This window comes from Bradyrhizobium sp. WSM3983 (assembly GCF_000473045.1).
GTDB lineage: Bacteria > Pseudomonadota > Alphaproteobacteria > Rhizobiales > Xanthobacteraceae > Bradyrhizobium.
This window is the reverse complement of the sequence record NZ_AXAY01000003.1, coordinates 397,935-420,222: the sequence shown is the minus strand read 5'-3', so window position 1 is coordinate 420,222 and position 22,288 is coordinate 397,935. Positions and strand designations below refer to the sequence as shown.

Here is a 22,288-nt window from a genome sequence, read left to right as displayed (position 1 = left end):
GGTCAACTCAGTTCGTCAGGTGAGGGGCCGTTTCCACGACCAACAGGAACAGTTTCTTGAGTGCGTCGGTGATGTCGCCGCCCGATTGTACGTCGTAGAACAAGCCGGGCGACGCGCAGGATTTCGCATTTTGCGCGATCTGTCCGGTCGACGACGAGGGATTGTTGAATGGCGCGATGTAGGAGTTATACCAGCTGTTGCTTGTGAGCGGCAGGTACTCGGTATAAAGCACCGCGATGCGAATTCCCCGGTTCTTGATCGTCGTGCATATCGACGTATTGATCGGTTGCTGACATCGATATTTGGAGCCGTTGGCAAGCGGCGTTCCGCTGCAGGACGAGCTCAGCGACACCATCTTGTCGTCAACCCCGTCGGTAACGAGGAACACCACTTCCTGAGGCGTATCCCCGGTCTGATTTGACCCTCCGCCGGGCAAGGGCATGAGGGCGTTGACGCTCGTGAGCGCGTTTTCGATGTCGGTGCCGTAGTCGGTGCTGCAACTCCCCGAAACGACGCAGTTCTGATGGTCGACGGTGAGAAGCGAAATATTGTTGGCGGCCGAGGTCGCGGCACTCGACAGGTCGGCGGATGGCAGCCCCGACGGCGCATAGACCGTGTTGAATCCGTAGTCGAATGTATAGATCGCAGCCTTGTAGGTGTTGTTCTGCGCCGCCTGTACGGTTTGCGCGGTGCTCATGAGACTTGCGGTCGCCTGAGCCACGAGGTCGATTCGCAGCGTAATATTGTTGCTGCGCGCGATGGTGAGGTTGTCCTTGGTCGAGGCACTCGCGCCGCTGTCGAGATTGGGATGCGCTTCATGGCAGGCGAACGCGCAGTTCGCTGAGCCGAGGGGCTGGTTTTTCGTGGCCGTTATCATGGCGGTGATATCGGCCGACGTCGCTGCGATACCCATTGATGGCGAGTCGTCGAGCAGCAAGTAGAAGTTGATGTTCGGCGCGCCGGAGGCGCTGGCCGTCGCTGCGCCCCTGATCGGCCACACGGGGGCACCGAGCAACGTCGGGAAGGCGTTGCTGGAGTTCGCGGTGTAGCTGACGGTCGCAGTGCGCACCAGGCCGGTGTTGCCGACAGTGATCGTCAGGGCAGGGGCCCCTGACAGGCCGCCGGCGATCGCGTTCGCCGTCGCATTGAAGATATTTGTGGCGGTCGTCTGTGCGACTGTCGTGCTTTGGGCCATCATCGACGGCGTCACGGCCGCGATTGCGGCGGCATCGGCAGCGGCGTCCAGCTGCGATTGCCGGCGTTGGGCCTGGGTGTAATCAAGCGTCATGCCCAACAAATAGATGGTCGGGAACAGCATGATCGCGAAGATGACGGCGACGTTGCCTTGCTCGGCGGCGGCAAAACGAGCCAGGGGTCGACGAGTGCACCGGGCGGCGGGCAGGCGAAACATGACGTTCCCCGAAATCTCTGGTTTGCCTGATTTCAAGCCGCGCGGTTGAACATCAGGTAAACTCGACCGTACAAAACCGGGGCCGATTGCGCGCAAAAGGTCGCGCCCCACCGCCGAAGGGGTTTCTGGTTAATGTCGGTGAAACCGAGGACGGATTATTTTGTCAAATCGGTCCGGATTGATTAACCTTGGCCCGGATCGCCCGGACCGGGAATCGGACCGTCGCGGCCGCATCGGCTGGGCCTTTGCATGCTTGCGGCGAGCCGGGGGCGGGCCCATATTCCCAGCAATCGATCCGGCTCCGACCGGACCGGCTGGAAGCGGCGATCCAACAAGGCGGTACGCCCGCGCGAAGCTCCCGAGTCCGGGACCGCGCGGCAAACCGTCATACGCTTCCGTGGGGAATTTGAACGCCTGAGCCATGCCGAAACTGACTTCCAGACTAGACCTGACCGCGGCCGCCGCCGCCCACGCTCCCCGGATGAGCAACGATGAGAACCGTTCCGGCGGCCCGGCGGGTCCGAACACGTCCGTCATCACCAAGGTCAAACCAAAGACCAAGCGGCCCAACCTCTATCGCGTGCTGATCCTCAACGACGACTACACGCCGATGGAATTCGTCGTCCATGTGCTGGAGAAGTTCTTCCAGAAGGATGTCGAGGCCGCGACCAAGATCATGCTGCACGTCCATCATCACGGGATCGGCGAGTGCGGCGTGTTCACCTACGAGATTGCCGAGACCAAGGTGACGCAGGTGATGGATTTCGCCCGCAAGCACCAGCACCCGCTGCAATGCGTGATGGAAAAGAAGTAACCGCGCGTTCGAGTCCCGAGTTCTTTAGATCGGTTCTGTTCGTGCGGTGTGTGATGTCAGCGGATACCGCTGCACGATCCGGCGAAGATCAGCGCCGATGCCAATCCTGCCCAAATGGGTAGTTTTGCCCAAATCGGAACGGGTTTTGCATCGAGAATGCGGTGGGCGCGTAATGCCCATCGAGTCGCGGAACCGGTCTTTTGCCGCGATCTTGTATAACTATATGTGACAAAGGTTGTTGTTGCCTGACCGGGCGATGGCGATCATGATGGTGGGGGCCATAGAGGACGCGAATGCCGACTTTTTCCCAAAGCCTTGAACAATCCCTGCATCGTGCACTGGCGATCGCCAATGAGCGTCATCACCAATACGCGACGCTCGAGCATCTCCTGCTCTCCTTGATCGATGATTCCGATGCAGCCGCCGTCATGCGTGCCTGCAGCGTCGATCTCGACAAGCTCCGCACGAGCCTCGTCAATTATCTTGAGACCGAATTCGAAAATCTGGTGACGGATGGCGCCGACGACGCCAAGCCGACCGCCGGTTTCCAGCGCGTGATCCAGCGCGCAGTGATCCACGTGCAATCTTCCGGTCGCGAAGAGGTGACCGGTGCGAACGTGTTGATCGCGATCTTCGCCGAGCGCGAGAGTCATGCCGCCTACTTCCTGCAGGAGCAGGACATGACGCGCTACGATGCCGTCAACTACATCAGCCACGGCATTGCCAAACGGCCGGGCGTCTCCGAGGCGCGGCCGGTGCGCGGCGTCGACGAGGAGACCGAGACCAAGGGTGCCGAGGACGCCAAGAAGAAGGGCGAGGCGCTCGAGACCTATTGCGTCAACCTCAACAAGAAGGCGCGTGACGGCAAGATCGATCCGGTGATCGGACGCAATTCCGAGATCAACCGCGCGATCCAGGTGCTGTGCCGCCGCCAGAAGAACAATCCGCTGTTCGTGGGCGAGGCCGGCGTCGGCAAGACCGCGATCGCGGAGGGCCTTGCCAAGCGCATCGTCGACAGCGAGGTGCCGGAGGTGCTGGCGGCTGCGACCGTGTTCTCGCTCGACATGGGCACGCTGCTCGCGGGCACGCGCTATCGCGGCGACTTCGAGGAACGCCTCAAGCAGGTGTTGAAGGAGCTGGAGGCACATCCCAACGCCATCCTGTTCATCGACGAGATCCACACCGTGATCGGTGCGGGCGCGACGTCGGGCGGTGCAATGGACGCATCGAACCTGCTCAAGCCTGCGCTCGCCTCGGGCACGATCCGCTGCATGGGCTCGACCACCTACAAGGAATACCGTCAACACTTCGAGAAGGACCGCGCGCTGGTGCGGCGCTTCCAGAAAATCGACATCAACGAGCCGACGGTCGAGGATGCTATCGCCATTCTCAAGGGTCTCAAGCCGTACTTCGAGGACTATCACCGGCTGAAGTACACCAATGAGGCGATCGAGGCGGCGGTGCAGCTCTCCTCGCGCTACATTCACGACCGCAAGCTGCCCGACAAGGCGATCGACGTGATCGACGAGTCCGGTGCGGCGCAGATGCTGGTCGCCGAGAACAAGCGCAAGAAGACGATCGGCATCAAGGAGATCGAGACCACGATCGCCTCGATGGCGCGGATCCCGCCGAAGAGCGTGTCGAAGGACGACGCTGAGGTGCTCAAGCATCTCGAGCAGACGCTGAAGCGCACCGTGTTCGGCCAGGACAAGGCAATCGAGTCGCTTGCCGCTTCGATCAAGCTCGCCCGCGCGGGCCTGCGCGAGCCGGAGAAGCCGATCGGCTGCTATTTGTTCTCGGGTCCGACCGGCGTCGGCAAGACCGAGGTGGCCAAGCAGCTCGCGGCGTCGCTCGGCGTCGAGCTGCTGCGTTTCGACATGTCCGAATACATGGAGCGGCACACGGTGTCGCGCCTGATCGGCGCGCCTCCCGGCTATGTCGGCTTCGACCAGGGCGGCCTCCTGACCGACGGCGTCGATCAGCACCCGCATTGCGTGGTGCTGCTTGACGAAATCGAGAAGGCGCATCCCGACCTCTACAACGTGCTCTTGCAGATCATGGATCACGGCCGGCTCACCGACCACAACGGCAAGCAGGTCAACTTCCGCAACGTAATCCTGATCATGACCACCAATGCGGGCGCATCGGATCTCGCCAAGCAGGCGTTCGGCTTCACGCGCTCGAAGCGGGAAGGCGACGACCACGAGGCGATCAACCGGCAGTTCGCGCCGGAATTCCGCAACCGTCTCGATGCCATCGTCTCGTTCGGCCATCTCAGTGTCGAGGTGATCGGCACCGTGGTCGAGAAGTTCGTGCTTCAGCTCGAGGCGCAGCTCGGCGACCGCGACGTCACCATCGAGCTCTCCGAGCCCGCCAAGACCTGGCTGGTCCAGCATGGCTATGACGAGCAGATGGGTGCGCGGCCGATGGCCCGCGTCATCCAGGAGCACATCAAGAAGCCGCTGGCTGACGAGGTGCTGTTCGGCAAGCTCAAGGGTGGCGGCCACGTCCGCGTCGTCCTGGTCAAGGACGAGGCCGACGAGACCAAGGAAAAGATCGGCTTCGAGTTCGTCGAGGGCCCGGTCACGCCGAAGCAGGAAAAGCTGCCCGGCGCCCGCAAGCGCCCGCCGGGCAAGCCCAACAAGCCGGGCGGCCCCGGCGGCTCCAAGGGGCCGACCTCGAAGGGCCCGCTGGTCAAGGCCTGATCGGTGCATCATGAATAGAAAAGGCCGGCTGAGAAGCCGGCCTTTTTTATTTGCGAGCGTCACGCCTTGTCGGACGACCTCATTCACCCCGTAGGCGCTGGTCGTCCTGCACCCGGACGTGTTCGGCCCCCCGCGCGCCGGCGGGCGACAGCCGCAGCATGCTCAGCATCGCGCCGCAGAGGGCAAATCCAACGGCAGTGAGGAGCGCGATCCGGGTTCCCTCGACCGGATAGCGGCCGAGGAACAGCGCAACCAGCGCGGCTCCGGTGGTTTGGCCGAGCAGGCGCGCCGTGCCGAGCATGCCGCTGGCGCCGCCCGCGCGCTCGCGCGGGGCGGCGGCGATCATGGTGCGGTTGTTGGGCGTCTGGAACAAGCCGAAGCCGGCGCCCGCCAGCGCCATCCGCCAGATCACGTCCAGCGGCGTCGGGCTTGCGGGCAGGAAGGCGAGCGCGGCGAGACCGCAGGCGAACAGCGTCAGCCCGATGCCGCCGAGCAGGCCTGCCGGATAGTGCTCGACCAGCCGACCAGCGAGGGGGGCCGCAAACGCCACCGCGATCGGCCATGGCGTGATCAAGAGGCCCATATGCACGGCCGAATAGCCGAAGCGGCTCTGGAGGTAAAAGGGAATCGCGACGAAGGCCAGCATCTGCCCGCAGAACGAGGCGATCGAGGTCGCAATCGAGAGCCCGAACACCGGGATGCGCAACAGGTCGACCGGCAGCAGCGGCGACTTCACATGCGTCTCGCGATAAATGAGCAACGCGCCGGCGACGATCGCGACGGCGAACTGGACGAGGCAGGTGGTTGTCGCCTCGCCGTGGCCGACGCTGTCGATCGCGGCGATGCCGACGCCGAAGGTGATCGCCGAGAGCCCCGCGCTCTGCCAGTCGAAGGAATGGCTCGCCGGCGTCGTATGCGGCAGGCTGCGCAGGCCGAGCACGAGCGTGATCACGCCGAGCGGAACGTTGATGGCGAACAGCCAGGGCCAGCTGCCGATTGCGAGGATGCCGGCAGCGAGCGTCGGCCCGACCGCGGCGGAGAAGGCGACGACGAGCGCGTTGAGCCCGATGCCGCGGCCGAGCAGGCTGCGCGGATAGGTGAAGCGAACCAGCGCTGCGTTGACGCTCATGATGCCGGCTGCGCCGAACCCCTGGATGATGCGTGCGATCGTGAGCAACGGCAGCGTATGCGCCAGCGCGCAGAAAGCGGATGCGAGCGTGAACAGCACAAGCCCGACCAGATAGACGCGACGATAGCCGACGATCTCGCCGAGCGAAGCCAGCGGCAACAGCGAGATGGTGATCGCGAGCTGGTAGCCGTTGACGATCCAGATCGAGAAGGCGGGGCTCGCATTGAGGTCGGCTGCGATCGTCGGCAGCGCGACGTTAGCGATAGCGCTGTCGACGACGGCCATGGTGATGCCGAGCGCAATGGTCAGGATCGCCTGATTGCGCTGGGGTTGTGGCAGGCCGTCGACATGCTCGATCGGGACAGACGACATGGTGGAGGCGTGCTTGATTCGAGCCGTGATGTTCCCCGGGTTAAGGAATTGCGCGATGCATCGCAACCCGGCAGGACACGGACGGTTCCTGTGCGCCAAGGCAGACCATCCCGGCGTCGCGGACATGAGTAGCGCGGCCCCGCTTGATGCAACCCAAGCCAAGCCGCGCTCGACGTTCGCTTCTTATACCGGCGGCGGGTTGCGGTCGGAGAAGGTCCCCCGCTGGTGCCAGTACGGATAAGGCAGCGTCACCTTGCTCGCGGCATCGAGCTTTTCGATCTGGTCCTTGGTCAAGGACCATCCGACCGCGCCGAGGTTTTCGCGCAGCTGTGTTTCGTTGCGCGCGCCGATGATCAGCGTCGAGACGGTCGGACGCTGCAGCAGCCAGTTCAACGCGATCTGGGACACGCTCTTGCCGGTCTCCTTTGCGACCTCGTCGATGGCCTCGACCACGCGATAGACGTGCTCGTCCGGTACGGGCGGCCCGAAATCCGCGGTCTGGGGCAGGCGGCTCACTTCAGGCTTCGGCTGGCCGCGGCGGATCTTTCCGGTGAGGCGGCCCCATCCGAGCGGTGACCAGACCACGGCGCCAAGCCCCTGATCGAGACCGAGCGGCATCAGCTCCCACTCGTAGTCGCGCCCGACCAGCGAATAGTAGGTCTGGTTGGCGACGTAGCGGGGGAAACCGTGCTTGTCGGCGACGCCAAGCGACTTCATCAGGTGCCAGCCCGAGAAATTCGAGACGCCGACATAGCGGATCTTGCCGGCATGCACGAGGGTATCGAGAGTCCCGAGCACCTCCTCGGGCGGGGTGAAGGCATCGAAGCCATGGAGCTGGAACAGGTCGATATAGTCGGTGCCGAGCCGGCTCAGCGAAGCGTCGATGGCAGCGAGCAGATGTTGGCGTGACGAGCCGACGTCGTTGGGGCCGTCGCCGAAGCGGAACGTGGCCTTGGTCGAGACCAGCACCTTGTCGCGGCGGCCCTTGATGGCTTCGCCGAGAACCCGCTCGGATTCACCGAGCGAATAGACGTCGGCGGTGTCGAACATCGACACGCCGGCCTCGAGACAAATATCCAGAAGGCGCCGCGCTTCCGTGGCGTCGGTCGTCCCCCATGCCGCGAGACGGCCGACGCCGCCGAACGTGCCCGTGCCAAGGCTCAAAGCGGGCACCATGAGGCCGGACCGGCCCAAGCGTCGGTATTCCATCGAACTGCTCCTCACGGCCGCTGATTGATTGACGCGGCCTTGGAGGCGGATCGTAGTGCAAGCAGCCGCGCTGTCCTATCGCGCGCTGACATACCCGCCTTGCTTGGAATATGGCCTAGTCGTGCAGACGCATGTCATCGAATGCTGCATCTGCGACGCGCGTACCGACCGTCGTCGCAGCAGGTTGCGCCGCGATCCTGGCTGCGGACAGGGGGACGCAGGCAGCTTCGTTGTCACGCGCCTGCCGCGGCAGGAGCGTCAGGCCCCAGCCCACCAGGACCAGCACCGCGAGCCGGATCGCGATCACACCCAGCAGCAGCTCCGAGCCGCTTATCGTCGCGTGAGTCCTCATGCACGCCAGCCTGATGCAGGTCGCGAGACCTGACAATCTGGAATTGGCAAGCATGGCCTTCGCCTGAGGCGAAGGCTGATGATGATGATGGCTGACCGGAATGTCATCTCAATGCCGCAGCTGACTCTGCCGGAAGTCGCGTGGCGACATCCCGAAATGCTCGCGGAAGACGCGGCCGAAATGCGAGAGGTCGTTAAAGCCCCAGGCAAACGCAATCTCGCTGATGTGGCGGTGGCTGAGCACGGGCGAGGCGAGGTCGCGTTTGCACTGGGCGAGACGCTCGGCGAGCACATGGCGCTGGAACGAGGTGTCCTCGTCGGCGAGGAGATCGTTGACGTAGCGCGAGGAGATGCCGAGCGCGGCGGCGGTCTCGGCCAGCGAGAGGTCGGGATCGGCGAGGTGACCGCGGATATGCGCCTTGAGCCGGTAGCGCAAAGCGGAGCGATGGGTCGAGGATGGCAATGATGTTCCGCCGAGCCGCTCGCTCAGCGCCATGGCGAGCAGATCGACGGCTTGCTCGGACAGGGCGGCGGCGCTGTTGGGCGCGAGCCGGTCCGCGCTCTGGCAAAGGCGGAAGATGAAATCATAGGCGAGCCGCTCGAGCGGCACGTCAGCGCCGAACGTGATCGCGGTGAGCGTCTCGGTGGCGCCGAGCCGTCGCTGCAACATGTCGCGCGGCACCTTGAAGATGGTCTGGGAGAACGTGTCGTTGAACTTCAGCTCATAGGGGCGCGTGGTGTCGTAGAGCGCGAACTCGCCGGGATGGATCACGGTCTCCCGGCCATCCTGCACCACGCCGCCGTCGCCGCGATGGCCGAGCGCAACCAGAACATAATCCTGATCCGAGCGCGCGATGCGCGAGGGCGTCCGGAACACGTGCTGGCGGTCTGAGCAGACCTCGGAGCAAACGGCCTTGCCCAGCGCGACTTGCGTGACCGAGCCGTGAAAGGCGCTGCCGAGGTCCGACTTGCAGTCGAGCCCGACGAAGACGTCGCAGACGATGTCCTGCCAGAGGGCGAGCCGGCGGTAGCCGGGGCTGCCGTCTGTCGTGAACTGGATTGGCATCTCACAGGCCTCCCTTTCACATCCAGCAAAACCGCATGGTGGCGCAGATCCCGCCTGACCGCAGGCAAGTTCCGTACCGGGGCGGCGATCCCTTCCGGTCGAGTTTTTGTTCCGCCGTGGTCGAGCGCGCGGCCGCCCGGCTTGGCCCTATAGACTGCATCGGACGTGGTCTCCGATCAACCGGCAATGGAGGCGGCAATGGGCATTGAACATCCGAAATACAAGGTCGCGGTGGTGCAGGCGGCACCGGCCTGGCTCGATCTCGACGCCTCGATCGACAAGTCGATCGCGCTGATCAGGGACGCCGCCGAGAAGGGCGCCAAGCTGATCGCATTTCCGGAAGCCTTCATCCCCGGCTACCCCTGGCATATCTGGATGGACTCGCCGGCCTGGGCGATCGGCCGCGGCTTCGTGCAGCGCTATTTCGACAATTCGCTGTCCTATGACAGCCCGCAGGCAGAACGACTGCGCGACGCGGTGCGCAAGGCCAAGCTCACCGCCGTGATCGGCCTGTCCGAGCGCGACGGCGGCAGCCTTTATCTGGCGCAATGGCTGATCGGGCCCGACGGCGAGACCATCGCCAAGCGCCGCAAATTGCGGCCGACCCATGCCGAGCGCACCGTCTATGGCGAGGGCGACGGCAGCGATCTTGCGGTCCATGCGCGCCCCGACATCGGCCGTATCGGCGCGCTGTGCTGCTGGGAGCATCTCCAGCCCTTGTCGAAATACGCCATGTACGCCCAGAACGAGCAGGTGCACGTCGCGGCATGGCCGAGCTTCTCGCTCTACGATCCCTTCGCGCCGGCGCTCGGCGCCGAGGTCAACAACGCCGCTTCGCGCGTCTATGCGGTGGAGGGCTCCTGCTTCGTGCTTGCACCTTGTGCGACGGTCTCGCAGGCGATGATCGACGAGCTCTGCGACCGGCCGGACAAGAACGCGCTGCTGCATGTGGGCGGCGGCTTTGCCGCGATCTACGGGCCCGACGGCAGCCAGATCGGTGACAAGCTGGCGCCGGACCAGGAGGGGCTGCTGATCGCCGAGATCGACCTCGGCGCCATCGGTGTCGCCAAGAACGCGGCCGATCCCGCCGGGCATTATTCGCGGCCCGACGTCACGCGGCTGCTGCTCAACAAGAAGCGATACCAGCGCGTCGAGCAGTTCGCGCTGCCGGTCGACACTGTCGAGCCCATGGAGATCGGGGCAGCGGCGAGCTGATAGCTGAAATCAAGGGGAGCGCACGATCATGGAATCCGCAATTCCGCTACATCTCGAAGCCGAGCGCACGCGCCACAAGCGCGTGCCGGACGATTACCAGCCGCCATATCCGTCCTTCGTGGCGCGCTATAAGCCCGCGGTCGGCCGTGTCGTGATGGCCTATTTCGGTGTGCAGTATCGCGGCGCGACGCCGCCATCTGCGACGGAAGCGCTCACCGAGATCGCGGGGCTGTTCGCCGGCGAGGGTGGTCCCTCGCATTGGGATCGCGCGTACTATGTCGATCAGGCCGGCCACGCAAACATTGTCTCGGTGGCCTATTGGGACGACATCGCGCGCTTCGACGCCTGGTTTGTGCCGGCACGCGAGGCATGGACCGGAAAGCCCCGCGAGGGGATCGGCACCTTCATCGAGCTGCTGCGTCCCACTGTGGCGCGGCACGAGACGCTGTTCTCCTCGCTCGGCAGGCCAGAAGGTGTCGCGGTGATTGCGGACGGCATGAGCGGCGAGGTGCAGGAGCACGCCTATTGGGGTGGTATGCGCGACCGCATTCCGTTGTCGCAGACCGATCCGATGTCGCCGGGCGGCAATCCGGAGCTGATCCGCGACGGTGCCCGGCTGCGCGTCAACGCGCACGACAATCTCTGCCTGATCCGCTCCGGGCAGGACTGGAGCGATACCGAGGCGTCCGAGCGAAAGCTCTATCTCGACGACGTCGAGCCGGTGCTGCGCGAGGGCATGGAGTTTTTGCGTGACGACGGCCTCGGTATCGGCTGCTACGCCAACCGCTACATGCAGGTGCTCTCGGCTGACGGCAAGGCGAGTGAAAAGTCCTACGGCCAGAGCTGGTGGAAAAGTCTCGCCGCACTGGAGCGCTGGGCGGAATCGCATTCGACCCACGTAAAGATCTTCGGTGCGGCGATGAAATATCTCTCGACGCTGGGGCCGTCAGCGAAGCTGCGGCTCTATCACGAGGTCACAGTGGCCGCCGCCGACGAGCAGTTCTTCGAATATCTGAACTGCCATCCCAAGACGGGGATGCTTGCGGCGGTCGAGACGGTTACCGCTTAGGCGACACGGTGCCCGAGCAGCTCCGGATGCGCGGCGCAGATGTGATGCGCGCCGGCGTCCCGCAGCTCGGCCTCGCTGCCATAGCCGTAGAGCACGCCGATTGCGGTCATGCCGTTGGTCCGGGCGCCGACCACGTCATGGCTGCGGTCGCCGATCATGATCGCACTGGTCGCCTCGACCCTGGTCTCGTCGAGCGCGTAGCGGAGCAGGTCGCGCTTGTCGACGCGGGTGCCGTCGAGCTCGGAGCCGAACACGCGTTCGAAATAGGGTTTTAAGCCGAAATGATCGACGATGCGGGTGGCGTAGACCGCGGGCTTGCTGGTCGCGACGAACATGCGCGGTGTGGTCGCGGCGAGCGTCGCCAGCGTGTCCATGATGCCTGCATAGGCCTCGTTCTCGAACAGGCCGACATCGCTGAACCGCTCGCGGTAGAGCAGCAGCGCCTGGTCGGCCAGCGCGTCGGTTCCGGTGAGCTTCTTCAGGCTCGCATGCAGCGGCGGCCCGATGCACCAGGTCAGCTCGTCCTCACTCGGCACCGCGAGGCTCAGCCGCTCCAGCGCGTACTGGATCGAGCGGGTGATCCCGGGTTTCGGGTTGGTCAGCGTGCCGTCGAGATCGAAAAAGATAGTCGCCATCAGGAGCCGGCTCGCCTTGAAACTGCTGGTCCGTTGCTAGCCGGATCGGGTCTCGAGTCAAGACCCGTTACATTATTGCCGCTTCGTCCATTCGACGATCGCGGCGGCATCCGCGCCGGCCTGCGCTTCCCAGGCGGCAATCGTGGCCGTTGCCGCCTTCCGGAGCGCCGCAACGAGGGACTGCGGCGCGGGCTCGGCGATGTTGACGCCGTTGTCGCGCATGCGCGCATAATTCTCGGTCGTGCGATGGGGCAGCAGTGCGATCCGACGTTGCTCGGTCTCGGCTGCGGCAGCCAGCACCTCGCGCTGCATCGGCTCTGGTAGCGCGGCGAACGCCTCGTTGCGGACAAAGGCGATCGAGACCGGCATCGCGTAGTTGATGGCCGTGAAATAGGGCAGGAAGTCCCACAGCTTGCGCCCCGCGCCGCCGTCGCCGGAGGTGAGGAACGCGTTCAGTTGATGCTCTTTCAGGCCGGCAAGCGCTTTGTCCATCGGCAGGAACTGCGCGTTGGCTCCGGCCGCCTTCATCACCTCGCTGGAATTGGCATCATAAGCGCGCAGGTTGAGTTTCGGCAGGTCATCGGCGCCTGCGAGCGCGCGGTCCGACCACAGACCCGTCGCCGGCCAGATCGTCAGATAGAGCAGCTTGAGGCCGCGCGCGGCGAGCGCCTTTTCGTAAAGCGGCCGCGCACGCGCACTGGCGGCGCGGGCGATATCGACCGATTGCACCAGGAAGGGCAGGGTCGAAAAACCGAGTACGGGATCGAGGCCCGAGAGCGCGCCGGCGAAGGCATCGCCGCCGGCGATCCGGCCGTCCAGCGTCGCGCGGGGGATTTCGCCCGAGCTGATCTTCAGCTGGTTGTCGAAGGCATTGGTTACGGTCACGAAACCGTTTGTGCGCGCGGCCACGCGATCGGCGAAGGTTGTGAGCCCGATCCCGGATATGTTGTTCTCCGGATATTCCGTGGTCATCCGCCAGACGATCTGAGGGGCGGCTTGAGGCGAGACTTGCGCCAAGCCCGGCACCGCGCTGACGACGAGCGCAGCGAGGGCAAGCAGGGCACGGATCCGTTTGGCGGGGGAACGCATTGGGAGAAGCAGGTCAGGTAGCATAGAATGGCAACTCGTCGAACCATGGCACGATGCCACGACATGGCAGATCACCTTGTTGCACGCCGCGCCGGCGCCCGCCACCGCGATCCTTGGGCACGGTTGACGCGAATTGCGTCACTCATCGTTGCCGCGTTGCTGGTCCCGGCGACAGAGGTGGCGGCCTCGGACAGTTCGCCGGCAACGACCAACGTCGCCGTCCCCAGCGCCGAAGAGCTTGCGAGGCCGCCGGAGAAGCCGGCGGATGGCCGCGAGAGCGACACGCGGGAATCGATCTGCCTGATCGTGGAGGCGGCCGCGCGCGATGCCAATCTGCCGCTGGAATTCTTCGCCCGCGTGATCTGGCAGGAAAGCCGCTTCCAGGCCGATGCGGTGGGCCCGACGACGCGGAGCGGCGAGCATGCGCAGGGGATCGCGCAGTTCATGCCGGGCACCGCAAGCGAGCGCGGGCTTCTCAATCCGTTCAATCCGGTGCAGGCCCTGCCGAAATCGGCCGAGTTCTTGAACGAGCTGCGCAACCAGTTCGGTAATCTTGGTCTCGCTGCTGCCGCCTACAATTCCGGCCCGCGGCGGGTGCAGGAATGGCTCGCCGGCACCGGTGGCATGCCGGAGCAGACCCGCAATTATGTCTACGCCATCACGGGTGCGACGGTTGACGCATGGGCCAAGGCCGGCAGCACCGGCAAGGGGCCGCCGAGTTCGCCACCGACGAGCTGCCGCGATCTGATGGCGTTGTTGAAGCGCGCGCCGAACCCGTTCGTCGCCGAGCTCGAACAGCACGTCGAGCTCGCCGCCGCGAAGATCTGGGGCGTTCAACTCGCCGCCGGCTTCGACCGCAACAAGGCGCTGGCGATGTACTCTCGTGCCGTCACACGCCTCAGCGCCGTGATCGGCGAGCGCGATCCCAGCCTGTTGAGCTCGGTGGTGCGCAGCCGCGGTTCGCACGCCTTCTACCAGGTGCGCATCGGCACCGACACGCGCCCTGAGGCGGACGATCTCTGCAATCGTATCCGCAAAGCGGGCGGCGCCTGCTTCGTGCTGAAGAACCGGGGCGTAAGCGGGTAGGGAGCGCGCGCATGCCAGCCCCGCCGCGGGCTTCCTTGACGCAGCCGCCTGCATTGGCCGTTATGCAGGCACGATTCCTCACCCGCCGGCCAAGCTCCCGTGGCGCTTCCTTCGCTCGATTCCCCCCAATGGCAAAGTCCGTGGCGCGCCTTCGCGTGGGGGCTGCGCTCGATCACGCAGACGATCCTGACGCTGGTCCTGTTCGCGACCTATCTCGGCATCGGCGCGCTCGCCCATGACAGCCATTTCAGCCTGGTCTGGGCGCTGGCTTCGACACTGTTCGTCTGGGCCGGGCCGGCACAGATCATTTTGATTACCACGCTCGGCTCGGGCGCGACCATCATCCAGTCGGCGATCGCGGTGACCGTCAGTGCGATCCGGCTGTTTCCGATGGTGGTCTCGGTGCTGCCTCTGATGCGCACGCCGACGACCAAGCGGCGTGAGCTGTTCTTCGCGGCGCATCTCACCGCCGTGACGCTGTGGGTCGAATGCCATCGCTTCCTGCCGCAAGTGCCGCGCGAGCGGCGCATCGCCTTCGTCAACGGCCTCGGCTTCGGTCTCGTCTCGGTGTGTCTGACTGCCAACACGATCGGCTATTTCCTCGCCGCCAATCTGACGCAGACATTGGGCGCGGCGATCCTGCTGCTGACGCCGCTGTCCTTCCTGTTCTCGACCGCGCGCAACAGCCGCGAGGTCGCCGACGTCGTCGCGCTGGCGCTCGGAGTTCTGCTCTATCCGCTGGCCGCGAAGATGAACTCCGGCCTCGACATCCTCGTCAGCGGCCTTGCGGCGGGCACGATTGCCTATGGCGTGCACTGGTGGCGGGAGGTGCGCGCATGAGTGCCGCGCAACTGATCGGCGACTGGCACGCGCTGTTCGTGCTGTTCGTCGCCGGCGTCATTCCCAACCAGATATGGCGCATGCTGGGCCTGTGGTTCGGCGGCGGCATCGACGAGGGCTCGGAGCTGCTGGTCTGGGTGAGGGCGGTCGCGACCGCGATCCTGGCCGGCGTCATCGCCCAGATCGTGGTCGAGCCGCCGGGTGCGCTCGCCAGCGTGCCGGATAGCTTGCGCTACGGCGCGGTGGCCGCCGGCCTCGTCGTGTTCCTGCTGACCCGCCGCTCGATCTTTGCGGGCGTTGTCGCTGGCGAAGTCTTCATGCTGGCCGGCACGTGGTGGTTGGGCTAAAACCCTCGCGAATAGCCAAGGAACTGGAAATATGGTTCGCGAGAACGAACTCCGCGAGGGCGAGGTCGCCATCGAGCTGCCGTCGACGGAGGATGCCGGCCTTGTCTTCATCGGTCGTATCCGCACCCCCTGGACCTCGCGGCTGGAGACGCCACGGCAGGGCCGCGCCGACGGCCCGGTGTGCCGGCTCGAGATCTTCGAGCCCTTCGTGCCCGCCATCAAGGGCGTCGATTTCTACAGCAATCTCGAAGTGCTCTACTGGCTTGACAAGTCGCGCCGCGACATCGTCTTGCAAAGCCCGAAGAACAACGAAAAGACCCGCGGCACGTTTTCGCTGCGCTCGCCGGTCCGGCCCAATCCGATCGGCACTTCGATCGTGAAGCTCGTCGGCATCGAGGGAAATGCGATCCTGGTACGCGGCCTCGACTGCCTCGACAACACGCCGCTGATCGATATCAAGCCCGATCGTTGCGAGTTCACCCCGCTGGCCGCGCCGCAAGCCGGGGATTTTCAGACGGAGTAGACCGTCATTCCGGGGCGTGCCGCAGGCACGAGCCCGGCATCCATCAAGCGTCAGAGACGGTGGTGAAATGGATTCCGGGCTCGACGCTACGCGTCGCCCCGGAATGACGATCAGCTATTCAACGCCGCGATCAGCTTCGTCGCATTCTCTTCCAGCACCTTGACGTCTTCCTTGCGGCTCGCAGGCGGTAGCATCGCGACGCCGTCGTGGCGGGGCATCACGTGCATGTGGAGATGAAACACCACCTGTCCGCCGGCGGGCTCATTGAACTGCTGCACGGTGATGCCATCGGCCTTGAACGCGCTCATCGCGGCAGCTGCGATCTTGTGCGTGCCGCGGGCGACGTGGGCGTAGTCGTCGGGCTTGATGTCGAGGATGTTGCGGGCCGGGGTCTTCGGGATCACCAGCGTGTGGCCTGATACCCGCGGCATGATGTCGAGGAAGGCGAACACGTGTTCGTCCTCGTAGACCTTGTGGCAGGGCAGTTCGCCGCGCAGGATCTTTGCGAAGATGTTGTTGGGGTCATAGGCGGTCATGGCAGCTCCTCGGCGGCTCCCTCGAAATTTCGCGCTTACTGTCACCAGCGACGGCAAATCGTCAAGGCGCCTCGTCGATGCCTTTCCGGAACGGGCCGAGCTCGGCCAGCTCGCGCCCGGCCTCAGCGACATAGGCGCGCTCGCGCTTGAGATAATCGTCGATGGCGCGGCGCAGGCCGGGATCCGCGATGAAATGGGCGGAGTGGGTGGTCCGCGGCAGGTAGCCGCGCGCGATCTTGTGCTCACCCTGCGCACCGGCCTCGACATTCGCGAGGCCACGTTTGATCGCAAAATCGATCGCCTGATAGTAACAGACTTCGAAATGCAGGAAGGGATGATGCTCGACCGCACCCCAGTTGCGGCCGAACAGCGTGTCCGAGCCGATGAAGTTGATTGCGCCTGCGATCCAGCGGTCGTTGCGGCGGGCCATCACCAGCAGCACGTCATCGCTCATAGTCTCGCCGATCAGCGAGAAGAATTCGCGCGTGAGATAGGGACGACCCCATTTGCGCGAACCGGTCTCCATGTAGAATTCGAAGAATGCGTCCCAGGCGTCCTCGGTGATGTCTTTTCCTGTGAGCCAGTGGATGGTGATGCCGGCGCCGAGGGCATCGCGCCGCTCCCGCTTGATCGATTTGCGGTGGCGCGAGTTCAGCGTCGCCAGGAAATCGTCGAAACTCGAAAAGCCTTCGTTGTGCCAGTGGAACTGCTGGTCAGTACGCTGAAGGAAGCCGTGCCGGGCGAGCAGCTTCCACTCGGCCTCGCGGGCGAAGGTGACGTGCACCGAGGAGGCCTTGCTGACACCGCACAGCGCCACCAGGCCGCTCGCCAGTGCCTCGGTGATCCGCTCGCGGTCGACGCCGTCGCGGACCAGGAGCCGCGGCCCCGTCGCCGGCGTGAAGGGAACAGAGACCAGTAGCTTCGGGTAGTAGCGTCCGCCGGCGCGCTCATAGGCGTCGGCCCAGCCGCGGTCGAAGACGTATTCGCCTTGGCTATGCGATTTCAGATAGCAGGGCACGACGCCGGCGACACGGCCGTCGATCTTGGCCACCAGATGCCGCGGTCCCCAGCCAGTGCGGATCGTGGCTGAACCCGATTTCTCAACGGCGGAGAGAAACGCGTGCGAGACGAACGGGTTATAGGCGGGTTTTGAGAGGCCGAGAGAATCGCCTGGGAGCCCGGATGAGGTTCCCGCGCCATGCCCATTGCAGGCTTTGCCAGGATTGGCGCAGGCGTCCCAATCCTCCGGCGAAACTTCGCCAATCGACGGTACGGCTTCGAGCGTGATTTCGGGTGATGCCATTGCGCCAAAGATCGTGCATTGCAGCAGTGACTTCAAGGGTGGGGAACATCAAGCTTTACGGCACGAACCCCTCAAAGATCATCTGATCGGCATATTCCCTAACCCGTGTCTGCTGCTCCGGTGTGCGCACGGTCCAGCCGAGCAGGGCGCAGCCGAAGACGTTGCGGGCGACCCAGGGAGCCGGCGCCGGCAGGTGATCGACCTTGAAGGCAACGAAGTGGGGCTGTGTCTGGAAGCCGTGACGCAGGTACAGCATGCTGTCGCGTTGCGCCTCGGTCAGGTAGGCCCAATATTCATCCTCGTAGGTCCGCTGTGCAACGATGCCGCGCGGGCGAGAGGGCAGCAACTCGCGCAGCGCCACCACCTGGTCGGGATCGAAGGACATGCCGACCGCTTGCCCCTGATACGATGCCAACACCTCGGCCATCCGCTTCATCAGCTTGCGGTCGCCGTCAAAATGGCTCTTCACCTCGATCACCAGCGGCACGCGGCCGGCGACCATGGCGCAGAGGTCACTGAGCGACATCATCCGCTCATGCGTATCCTTGAATTTGACGGCTTTCAGCTCGGCTGCGGTTTTCGCGACCACCGGGCCGGTGGCCTCGGTGAGGCGGCCGAGCGCATGGTCGTGATGCACCATGGCCTCGCCGTCAGCCGAGAGCTGGATGTCGACCTCGATCGAGAAATTGCCGGCGATCGCAGCCTGCACCGCGCCCGGCATGTTCTCGACGATGCCGCGCGAAATGTCATGCAGGCCGCGATGGGCGACCGGCCGCGCTGTCAGCCAATCCGGAGCTCGCACGATGCCGGTCTCAGGCGACCTCGAACACGCCTTCGACCTCGACCGCCGCATCCGCGGGCAGCGAGGCGACACCGACGGTGGTGCGGGCATGGCGGCCCTTGTCACCGAAGGCCGCGACCATCAGGTCGGAGGCGCCGTTGAGAACCTTCGGCCCGTCCAGGAAGTCCGGTGCCGAGTTGATGAAGCCGCCGAGGCGCACCACGCGCACAACCTTGTCGAGGTCGCCAAGCGCCGCCTTGACCTGTGCGAGCAGGTTGACGGCGCAGCCGCGCGCGGCCGCAGCACCTTCCTCGATCGAGACGCCGGCGCCGAGCTTGCCCTTGGCGATCAGCTTGCCAGCGGGATCGAAGCAGACCTGGCCGGAGACGAACAGCAGATTGCCGGTACGTACGAACGGGACGTAATTGGCGACGGGAGTGGGGGCCTCGTGCAGCTTGATGCCCTGTTCCGCCAGTTTCTGCTCGACCGTGCCCGCCATGTCTCGACCTCGATGTCTGAAAACTCATCCGCTCCGGCGCGTCTGGTGACGGCCGGGTGCGCCCTGTTTCGCCCATCATGCCGCCACATGCAAGCAAGCCGATAGGGCGGCAGGATGCGCGGGCTGACTGCATTTTCCTGAGGCACGACAGCAGGTTCAACGGAGAGGCGCAACTTTACGTGAAACCGCCGCAGTTGCGACGCAATGGAACGGTCATTAAAGTGTCGAATCTGCGCGTCCTCAGGGAACAGACATGGTGCACCTTTTCCGGACTTCACTGGGTGTGATGGCGCTCGCGGCGGCCGCTGTCGGCGCCGGTGCCGGCGCGCATGCCGCGAACGGTCCGTTCCTCGCGCACCAGGCGCTCTATGATCTGAGCCTGGTCAAATCGCGCTCCAATTCCATCAGCAGCGCGCGGGGCCGCATCCTCTACAATTTCGCCGGCAGCAGCTGCGAAGGCTACACGTCCGAATTCCGCCAGGTCTCCGAGCTCGACAGCGGCGAGGGCAAGGTCACGCTCAGCGATCTCCGCTCCAATTCCTGGGAGGACGCCACAGGGAAAAGCTACCGCTTCAAGATCGAAACGCGGATGAACGAGACCGAGGCCGGCCTGGTCGACGGCTCGGCGGAACGTGACGGCGACCACATCAACGTCAAGCTCAAATTGCCGGCGCCGAAGAATTTCACCCTCGACGGCAAGATCGTGTTTCCGACCGAGCAGATCCAGCACATCATTGCGGCGGCCAGGGACGGCAAATCGCTCCTGGAGCTCTCCGTCTATGACGGATCCGACGATGGCCAGAAGGTCTACAACACGCTGACCGTGATCGGTCAGCCGATCCCCGCCGAGCGCACCGCCTCGCCCGATCCGTCGACGGCGGACGAGCACATGAAATCGCTGAAGCGCTGGCCGGTGACCGTCAGTTACTTCGACCGCGACGTCCAGCAGAAGGAAGGCGAGCAGACGCCAGTCTATGCGATGTCGTTTGAGCTCTACGAGAATGGGGTCTCCCGCCAGCTCGTGCTCGACTACAACGACTTTGTCATCTCCGGTGCGATGGGCAAGTTCGACGTCAAGGACAGCAAGCCCTGCAATTGAGTGCGCAAGGCTAGCCCTCAACGCCGTCTCCGGCTACGCTCTCCCTCAATCACAAACTTCGGGGAGCCCGCCCATGCCCAAGCTCGACCATCTCCGCCCCAGCGGCCTGCACCACAATCCCGCATATTCACACGTTGTCACCGCCTCCGGCGCGCGCACGATCTACATCTCCGGCCAGGTGTCGGTGGATGAGGAGGGGCGGATCGTCGGCGAAGGCGACCTCGCCGCGCAGACCACGCAGGTGATGCAGAATCTCGGCCATGCGTTGAAGGCGGCTGGCGCGAGTTACGCGAACATCGTGAAGATCACGACCTTCGTCGTCGGGTACAAGCCGGAGCTGCGCCCGATCATCGGCAAGGCCCGCTCGGTCTTCTTCGCAGGCATGGAGCCGCCGGCCTCGACCCTCGTCGGCGTCTCCGCGCTTGCCGCGCCGGAGTGGCTGATCGAGATCGAGGCGATTGCGGTCGCGGATTGATTGTGCAGCCCGGGCGGCCTCAAGCTGAGGAAGGGCGAAGCGATGCGCTGACGGCGCTCCCTCCTTGCTGAGGAGCGCCGGCCCACGCTTCTGCAAAAAGCGAAAAACAACCCCATGCACAGTAGAAATGCGGTTGCAGGACGGCACAATTCCCAATCGGTCAAGCTATTGCCGCGTCGAACAAATCGGCAGCAAGGGGGGCAGGGAACGTGGCAATTGCGGCAGGGGCCGGTCTTCGCAAACAACGACGGACAGGGCCAATTGGCCAACGCTCAGAAATCGCTCAGGAATTGCAGTTCAAGGCCCGGCCGGTATTTCGTATTTTACGAATTCTGTTTGACGCGTCGGGCAAAACAGTGCCAATATGCCATGGTGGGATTTTCGAAAGCAGCACCAGCCAGTCGCCGCGACGCAGGACGTCTCGGCCTTTTGGATTCGACGAACGAGCGATCCTCATTTCATGCTGAACCAGATACTTCGTGATTGCGAGGCCGGCAATTGAGGCGATGGTCCGGGTCCGGCACCGCAATTAGCGTGTCTCACTTACGGGTGCAGTCCATCGTAATGCTGTCCGGAACTTACAACAACAAAGCCATGACCAAACGAGAAGATGCTGACCCGATTGTGGGTGACGAACTTGTCGAAGTTTCACTTCGCCCATACAACTTGTCTTTCATTTTCGTGAAATCTGAGCTGCAGATCGATGCTCCATTTGCAGTATCACTTCCGGACGGGACCTCGGCAAAGTTCCTTCCCAAGGAGGGAATTGGGAATTTGGAGATCTTGTGGGGGCTAGTTGGAAAGACAGTTGAGGCTGTGATTTGGAATGAGACAATCACAGTAAGGTTTTCTGATGGGAAGCAAATTTTTGTCGAGCCAAGTGAAGGGCATCCCAGGGGATTGATTAGAGGGCGGGATGACATGACGGTTGAAGATTTCTAGTTAACTATGGACGGTAACAGCTTCAGTGCGCTGAATCGTTTCGCCCCCTTATTACGGTGACAGTGCACTTAATACGAGAATCATTCTTCCTGCTCCGATGGTTTCGGCCCGCGCTTGGCTGGCTTGAGGACGCGTCCGGTCTGGCGCTCGATACGGGCGAGAAAGCGGTTGTCTCCGAGCGGGCGGCCGATGCTCTCCGCGGAGCGCAGTGCATCGAACAGATCGGCTTCCGGTTCGGTTGCCAGCAAATCGCCGAACTCCGGAAAACGATCGCGGATCGGCGCCAGTGCGGTCAGGCCGTCGTCCTTGCCGCGCAGATGCGCGCGCGTGCTCGACCAGCGCCAATCCTGCGCACGCTTTACCAGGCGCGCCCGCACCGGATTGAGCGAGACGTAGCGCAGCGCCGCCGCAAGATGCTGCTCGTCCATCACAACGGCACCGAAACGGCCTTGCCAGAAATGACCGGTGCGCTTGCGCCGCGCCTGGATGGTCCCGGCATAGCTGCGGTGAACCCGCGCAAGCGCGTGGCGCAGCCCGTCGGGATCCGACGGCACGAGAATGAGGTGGACGTGGTTGGGCATCAGGCACCAGGCCCACACCTCGACCCCGGCGGCCTTGCAATTGGTCGCCAGCAGATCGCGATACAGCGCATAGTCGCCGTCCTCGAAGAACGTGCGGGCGCCACCGTTGCCGCGCTGGGTGACATGGTGGGGATGACCGGGAATGACAACACGAGCAAGACGAGCCATGCCGCATCATGCCCGCAAAACCGGCCGGTGTCAATTTAGTGCA

The 22,288-nt window shown here is 64.2% G+C and carries 23 protein-coding genes; 11 read left to right on the top strand and 12 right to left on the bottom strand.

Translation table 11 applies throughout. From position 1 onward, the window contains the following. Positions 1-7: 7 nt before the first annotated feature. Positions 8-1,411 (bottom strand): TadE/TadG family type IV pilus assembly protein, encoded by a 1,404-nt coding sequence (locus tag YUA_RS0107200; protein WP_051383110.1) that lies wholly within the window; start codon positions 1,409-1,411, stop codon positions 8-10. A 481-nt stretch (positions 1,412-1,892) separates the two neighbouring features. Between YUA_RS0107200 and clpS the strand changes: the two genes are divergently transcribed. Continuing rightward, positions 1,893-2,225 carry an ATP-dependent Clp protease adapter ClpS gene (clpS, locus tag YUA_RS0107195; protein WP_027530069.1) on the top strand — a complete coding sequence of 111 codons (333 nt, stop codon included), beginning with the start codon at positions 1,893-1,895 and terminating at the stop codon, positions 2,223-2,225. Between the two features lie 293 nt (positions 2,226-2,518). Continuing rightward, complete coding sequence (gene clpA / locus YUA_RS0107190) at positions 2,519-4,930, top strand: ATP-dependent Clp protease ATP-binding subunit ClpA (RefSeq protein ID WP_027530068.1); 2,412 nt, start codon at positions 2,519-2,521, stop codon at positions 4,928-4,930. Between the two features lie 79 nt (positions 4,931-5,009). Here clpA and YUA_RS43590 read toward each other — a convergent pair whose 3' ends face one another. The 4 genes from YUA_RS43590 to YUA_RS0107170 all read right to left on the bottom strand — a co-directional run bounded on the left by YUA_RS43590 (position 5,010) and on the right by YUA_RS0107170 (position 9,057). Continuing rightward, positions 5,010-6,431, bottom strand: coding sequence for an MFS transporter (locus YUA_RS43590; RefSeq protein ID WP_051383109.1), 1,422 nt, complete (start codon positions 6,429-6,431; stop codon positions 5,010-5,012). Positions 6,432-6,614: 183 nt separating this feature from the next. Further along, entirely contained in the window at positions 6,615-7,640 is a 1,026-nt protein-coding gene (locus tag YUA_RS0107180) for an aldo/keto reductase (RefSeq protein WP_027530067.1), read from the bottom strand. A gap of 115 nt (positions 7,641-7,755) precedes the next feature. Next, on the bottom strand, positions 7,756-8,046 hold the full coding sequence (locus YUA_RS0107175) for a hypothetical protein (RefSeq protein WP_245285120.1): 291 nt from the start codon (positions 8,044-8,046) through the stop codon (positions 7,756-7,758). 54 nt (positions 8,047-8,100) lie between these two features. Next, complete coding sequence (locus tag YUA_RS0107170) at positions 8,101-9,057, bottom strand: helix-turn-helix domain-containing protein (RefSeq protein ID WP_027530065.1); 957 nt, start codon at positions 9,055-9,057, stop codon at positions 8,101-8,103. Between the two features lie 198 nt (positions 9,058-9,255). Between YUA_RS0107170 and YUA_RS0107165 the strand changes: the two genes are divergently transcribed. After that, positions 9,256-10,272, top strand: a complete 1,017-nt coding sequence (locus YUA_RS0107165; RefSeq protein ID WP_027530064.1) for a carbon-nitrogen hydrolase family protein — start codon at positions 9,256-9,258, stop codon at positions 10,270-10,272. A gap of 28 nt (positions 10,273-10,300) precedes the next feature. Next, positions 10,301-11,341 carry a phenylacetaldoxime dehydratase family protein gene (locus YUA_RS0107160; protein ID WP_027530063.1) on the top strand — a complete coding sequence of 347 codons (1,041 nt, stop codon included), beginning with the start codon at positions 10,301-10,303 and terminating at the stop codon, positions 11,339-11,341. Here the strand turns inward: YUA_RS0107160 and YUA_RS0107155 are convergent. Both YUA_RS0107155 and YUA_RS0107150 read right to left on the bottom strand, forming a co-directional pair. Beyond that, the gene (locus YUA_RS0107155; protein WP_027530062.1) at positions 11,338-11,976 is read right to left on the bottom strand and encodes an HAD family hydrolase; all 639 of its coding nucleotides are present in this window, start codon (positions 11,974-11,976) and stop codon (positions 11,338-11,340) included. The two genes, YUA_RS0107160 and YUA_RS0107155, sit on opposite strands and share 4 nt — an antisense overlap. Before the next feature lie 72 nt (positions 11,977-12,048). Further along, a complete protein-coding gene (locus YUA_RS0107150) occupies positions 12,049-13,089 on the bottom strand; it encodes a TRAP transporter substrate-binding protein (protein WP_027530061.1) in 1,041 nt (346 codons plus the stop codon). Between the two features lie 39 nt (positions 13,090-13,128). On the opposite strand from YUA_RS0107150, the gene YUA_RS0107145 reads away from it, so the two are divergent. From YUA_RS0107145 to tsaA, 4 genes are all read left to right on the top strand, one after another. Then, positions 13,129-14,151, top strand: coding sequence for a lytic transglycosylase domain-containing protein (locus tag YUA_RS0107145; protein ID WP_051383108.1), 1,023 nt, complete (start codon positions 13,129-13,131; stop codon positions 14,149-14,151). Positions 14,152-14,250: 99 nt separating this feature from the next. Further along, positions 14,251-14,991, top strand: coding sequence for an AzlC family ABC transporter permease (locus tag YUA_RS0107140; RefSeq protein WP_027530059.1), 741 nt, complete (start codon positions 14,251-14,253; stop codon positions 14,989-14,991). After that, positions 14,988-15,338 (top strand): AzlD domain-containing protein, encoded by a 351-nt coding sequence (locus YUA_RS0107135; RefSeq protein ID WP_027530058.1) that lies wholly within the window; start codon positions 14,988-14,990, stop codon positions 15,336-15,338. Before YUA_RS0107140 ends, YUA_RS0107135 begins: the two co-directional genes overlap by 4 nt. Positions 15,339-15,369: 31 nt before the next feature. Continuing rightward, positions 15,370-15,861 carry a tRNA (N6-threonylcarbamoyladenosine(37)-N6)-methyltransferase TrmO gene (gene tsaA / locus YUA_RS0107130; protein ID WP_027530057.1) on the top strand — a complete coding sequence of 164 codons (492 nt, stop codon included), beginning with the start codon at positions 15,370-15,372 and terminating at the stop codon, positions 15,859-15,861. 110 nt (positions 15,862-15,971) lie between these two features. On the opposite strand, the gene YUA_RS0107125 is transcribed toward tsaA, so the two are convergent. The 4 genes from YUA_RS0107125 to YUA_RS0107110 form a co-directional block, all read right to left on the bottom strand. Beyond that, positions 15,972-16,397 (bottom strand): HIT family protein, encoded by a 426-nt coding sequence (locus tag YUA_RS0107125; protein ID WP_027530056.1) that lies wholly within the window; start codon positions 16,395-16,397, stop codon positions 15,972-15,974. Between the two features lie 61 nt (positions 16,398-16,458). Beyond that, on the bottom strand, positions 16,459-17,700 hold the full coding sequence (locus YUA_RS0107120; protein WP_027530055.1) for a GNAT family N-acetyltransferase: 1,242 nt from the start codon (positions 17,698-17,700) through the stop codon (positions 16,459-16,461). Positions 17,701-17,755: 55 nt separating this feature from the next. Further along, positions 17,756-18,502 carry a glycerophosphodiester phosphodiesterase gene (locus YUA_RS0107115; protein ID WP_027530054.1) on the bottom strand — a complete coding sequence of 249 codons (747 nt, stop codon included), beginning with the start codon at positions 18,500-18,502 and terminating at the stop codon, positions 17,756-17,758. Positions 18,503-18,512: 10 nt separating this feature from the next. Continuing rightward, entirely contained in the window at positions 18,513-18,980 is a 468-nt protein-coding gene (locus tag YUA_RS0107110) for a RidA family protein (protein ID WP_008130072.1), read from the bottom strand. A 253-nt stretch (positions 18,981-19,233) separates the two neighbouring features. Here YUA_RS0107110 and YUA_RS0107105 point away from each other — a divergent pair, with 253 nt between their 5' ends. The 3 genes from YUA_RS0107105 to YUA_RS0107095 all read left to right on the top strand — a co-directional run bounded on the left by YUA_RS0107105 (position 19,234) and on the right by YUA_RS0107095 (position 21,496). Next, positions 19,234-20,079, top strand: a complete 846-nt coding sequence (locus YUA_RS0107105; protein ID WP_027530053.1) for a cell envelope integrity EipB family protein — start codon at positions 19,234-19,236, stop codon at positions 20,077-20,079. 73 nt (positions 20,080-20,152) lie between these two features. Beyond that, a complete protein-coding gene (locus tag YUA_RS0107100) occupies positions 20,153-20,554 on the top strand; it encodes a RidA family protein (RefSeq protein WP_027530052.1) in 402 nt (133 codons plus the stop codon). A 594-nt stretch (positions 20,555-21,148) separates the two neighbouring features. Continuing rightward, complete coding sequence (locus tag YUA_RS0107095) at positions 21,149-21,496, top strand: DUF6188 family protein (RefSeq protein ID WP_210164564.1); 348 nt, start codon at positions 21,149-21,151, stop codon at positions 21,494-21,496. Between the two features lie 80 nt (positions 21,497-21,576). Here the strand turns inward: YUA_RS0107095 and YUA_RS0107090 are convergent, their stop codons facing one another. Beyond that, positions 21,577-22,245: a transposase gene (locus YUA_RS0107090; protein WP_027530050.1), complete on the bottom strand. Its 669-nt coding sequence runs from the start codon at positions 22,243-22,245 to the stop codon at positions 21,577-21,579. Positions 22,246-22,288 lie beyond the last annotated feature (43 nt).

Coding starts and splice junctions, on each gene's coding strand:
- tsaA (WP_027530057.1), top strand. CDS start 15,370: ATGGTTCGCGAGAACGAACTCCGCGAGGGCGAGGTCGCCATCGAGCTG.
- YUA_RS0107165 (WP_027530064.1), top strand. CDS start 9,256: ATGGGCATTGAACATCCGAAATACAAGGTCGCGGTGGTGCAGGCGGCA.
- YUA_RS0107160 (WP_027530063.1), top strand. CDS start 10,301: ATGGAATCCGCAATTCCGCTACATCTCGAAGCCGAGCGCACGCGCCAC.
- YUA_RS0107100 (WP_027530052.1), top strand. CDS start 20,153: ATGCCCAAGCTCGACCATCTCCGCCCCAGCGGCCTGCACCACAATCCC.
- clpA (WP_027530068.1), top strand. CDS start 2,519: ATGCCGACTTTTTCCCAAAGCCTTGAACAATCCCTGCATCGTGCACTG.
- YUA_RS0107095 (WP_210164564.1), top strand. CDS start 21,149: ATGACCAAACGAGAAGATGCTGACCCGATTGTGGGTGACGAACTTGTC.
- YUA_RS0107135 (WP_027530058.1), top strand. CDS start 14,988: ATGAGTGCCGCGCAACTGATCGGCGACTGGCACGCGCTGTTCGTGCTG.
- YUA_RS0107090 (WP_027530050.1), bottom strand. CDS start 22,245: ATGGCTCGTCTTGCTCGTGTTGTCATTCCCGGTCATCCCCACCATGTC.
- YUA_RS43590 (WP_051383109.1), bottom strand. CDS start 6,431: ATGTCGTCTGTCCCGATCGAGCATGTCGACGGCCTGCCACAACCCCAG.
- YUA_RS0107170 (WP_027530065.1), bottom strand. CDS start 9,057: ATGCCAATCCAGTTCACGACAGACGGCAGCCCCGGCTACCGCCGGCTC.
- YUA_RS0107155 (WP_027530062.1), bottom strand. CDS start 11,976: ATGGCGACTATCTTTTTCGATCTCGACGGCACGCTGACCAACCCGAAA.
- YUA_RS0107120 (WP_027530055.1), bottom strand. CDS start 17,700: ATGGCATCACCCGAAATCACGCTCGAAGCCGTACCGTCGATTGGCGAA.
- YUA_RS0107145 (WP_051383108.1), top strand. CDS start 13,129: ATGGCAGATCACCTTGTTGCACGCCGCGCCGGCGCCCGCCACCGCGAT.
- YUA_RS0107175 (WP_245285120.1), bottom strand. CDS start 8,046: ATGCTTGCCAATTCCAGATTGTCAGGTCTCGCGACCTGCATCAGGCTG.
- clpS (WP_027530069.1), top strand. CDS start 1,893: ATGAGCAACGATGAGAACCGTTCCGGCGGCCCGGCGGGTCCGAACACG.
- YUA_RS0107150 (WP_027530061.1), bottom strand. CDS start 13,089: ATGCTACCTGACCTGCTTCTCCCAATGCGTTCCCCCGCCAAACGGATC.
- YUA_RS0107110 (WP_008130072.1), bottom strand. CDS start 18,980: ATGGCGGGCACGGTCGAGCAGAAACTGGCGGAACAGGGCATCAAGCTG.
- YUA_RS0107200 (WP_051383110.1), bottom strand. CDS start 1,411: ATGTTTCGCCTGCCCGCCGCCCGGTGCACTCGTCGACCCCTGGCTCGT.
- YUA_RS0107105 (WP_027530053.1), top strand. CDS start 19,234: ATGGTGCACCTTTTCCGGACTTCACTGGGTGTGATGGCGCTCGCGGCG.
- YUA_RS0107125 (WP_027530056.1), bottom strand. CDS start 16,397: ATGACCGCCTATGACCCCAACAACATCTTCGCAAAGATCCTGCGCGGC.
- YUA_RS0107180 (WP_027530067.1), bottom strand. CDS start 7,640: ATGGAATACCGACGCTTGGGCCGGTCCGGCCTCATGGTGCCCGCTTTG.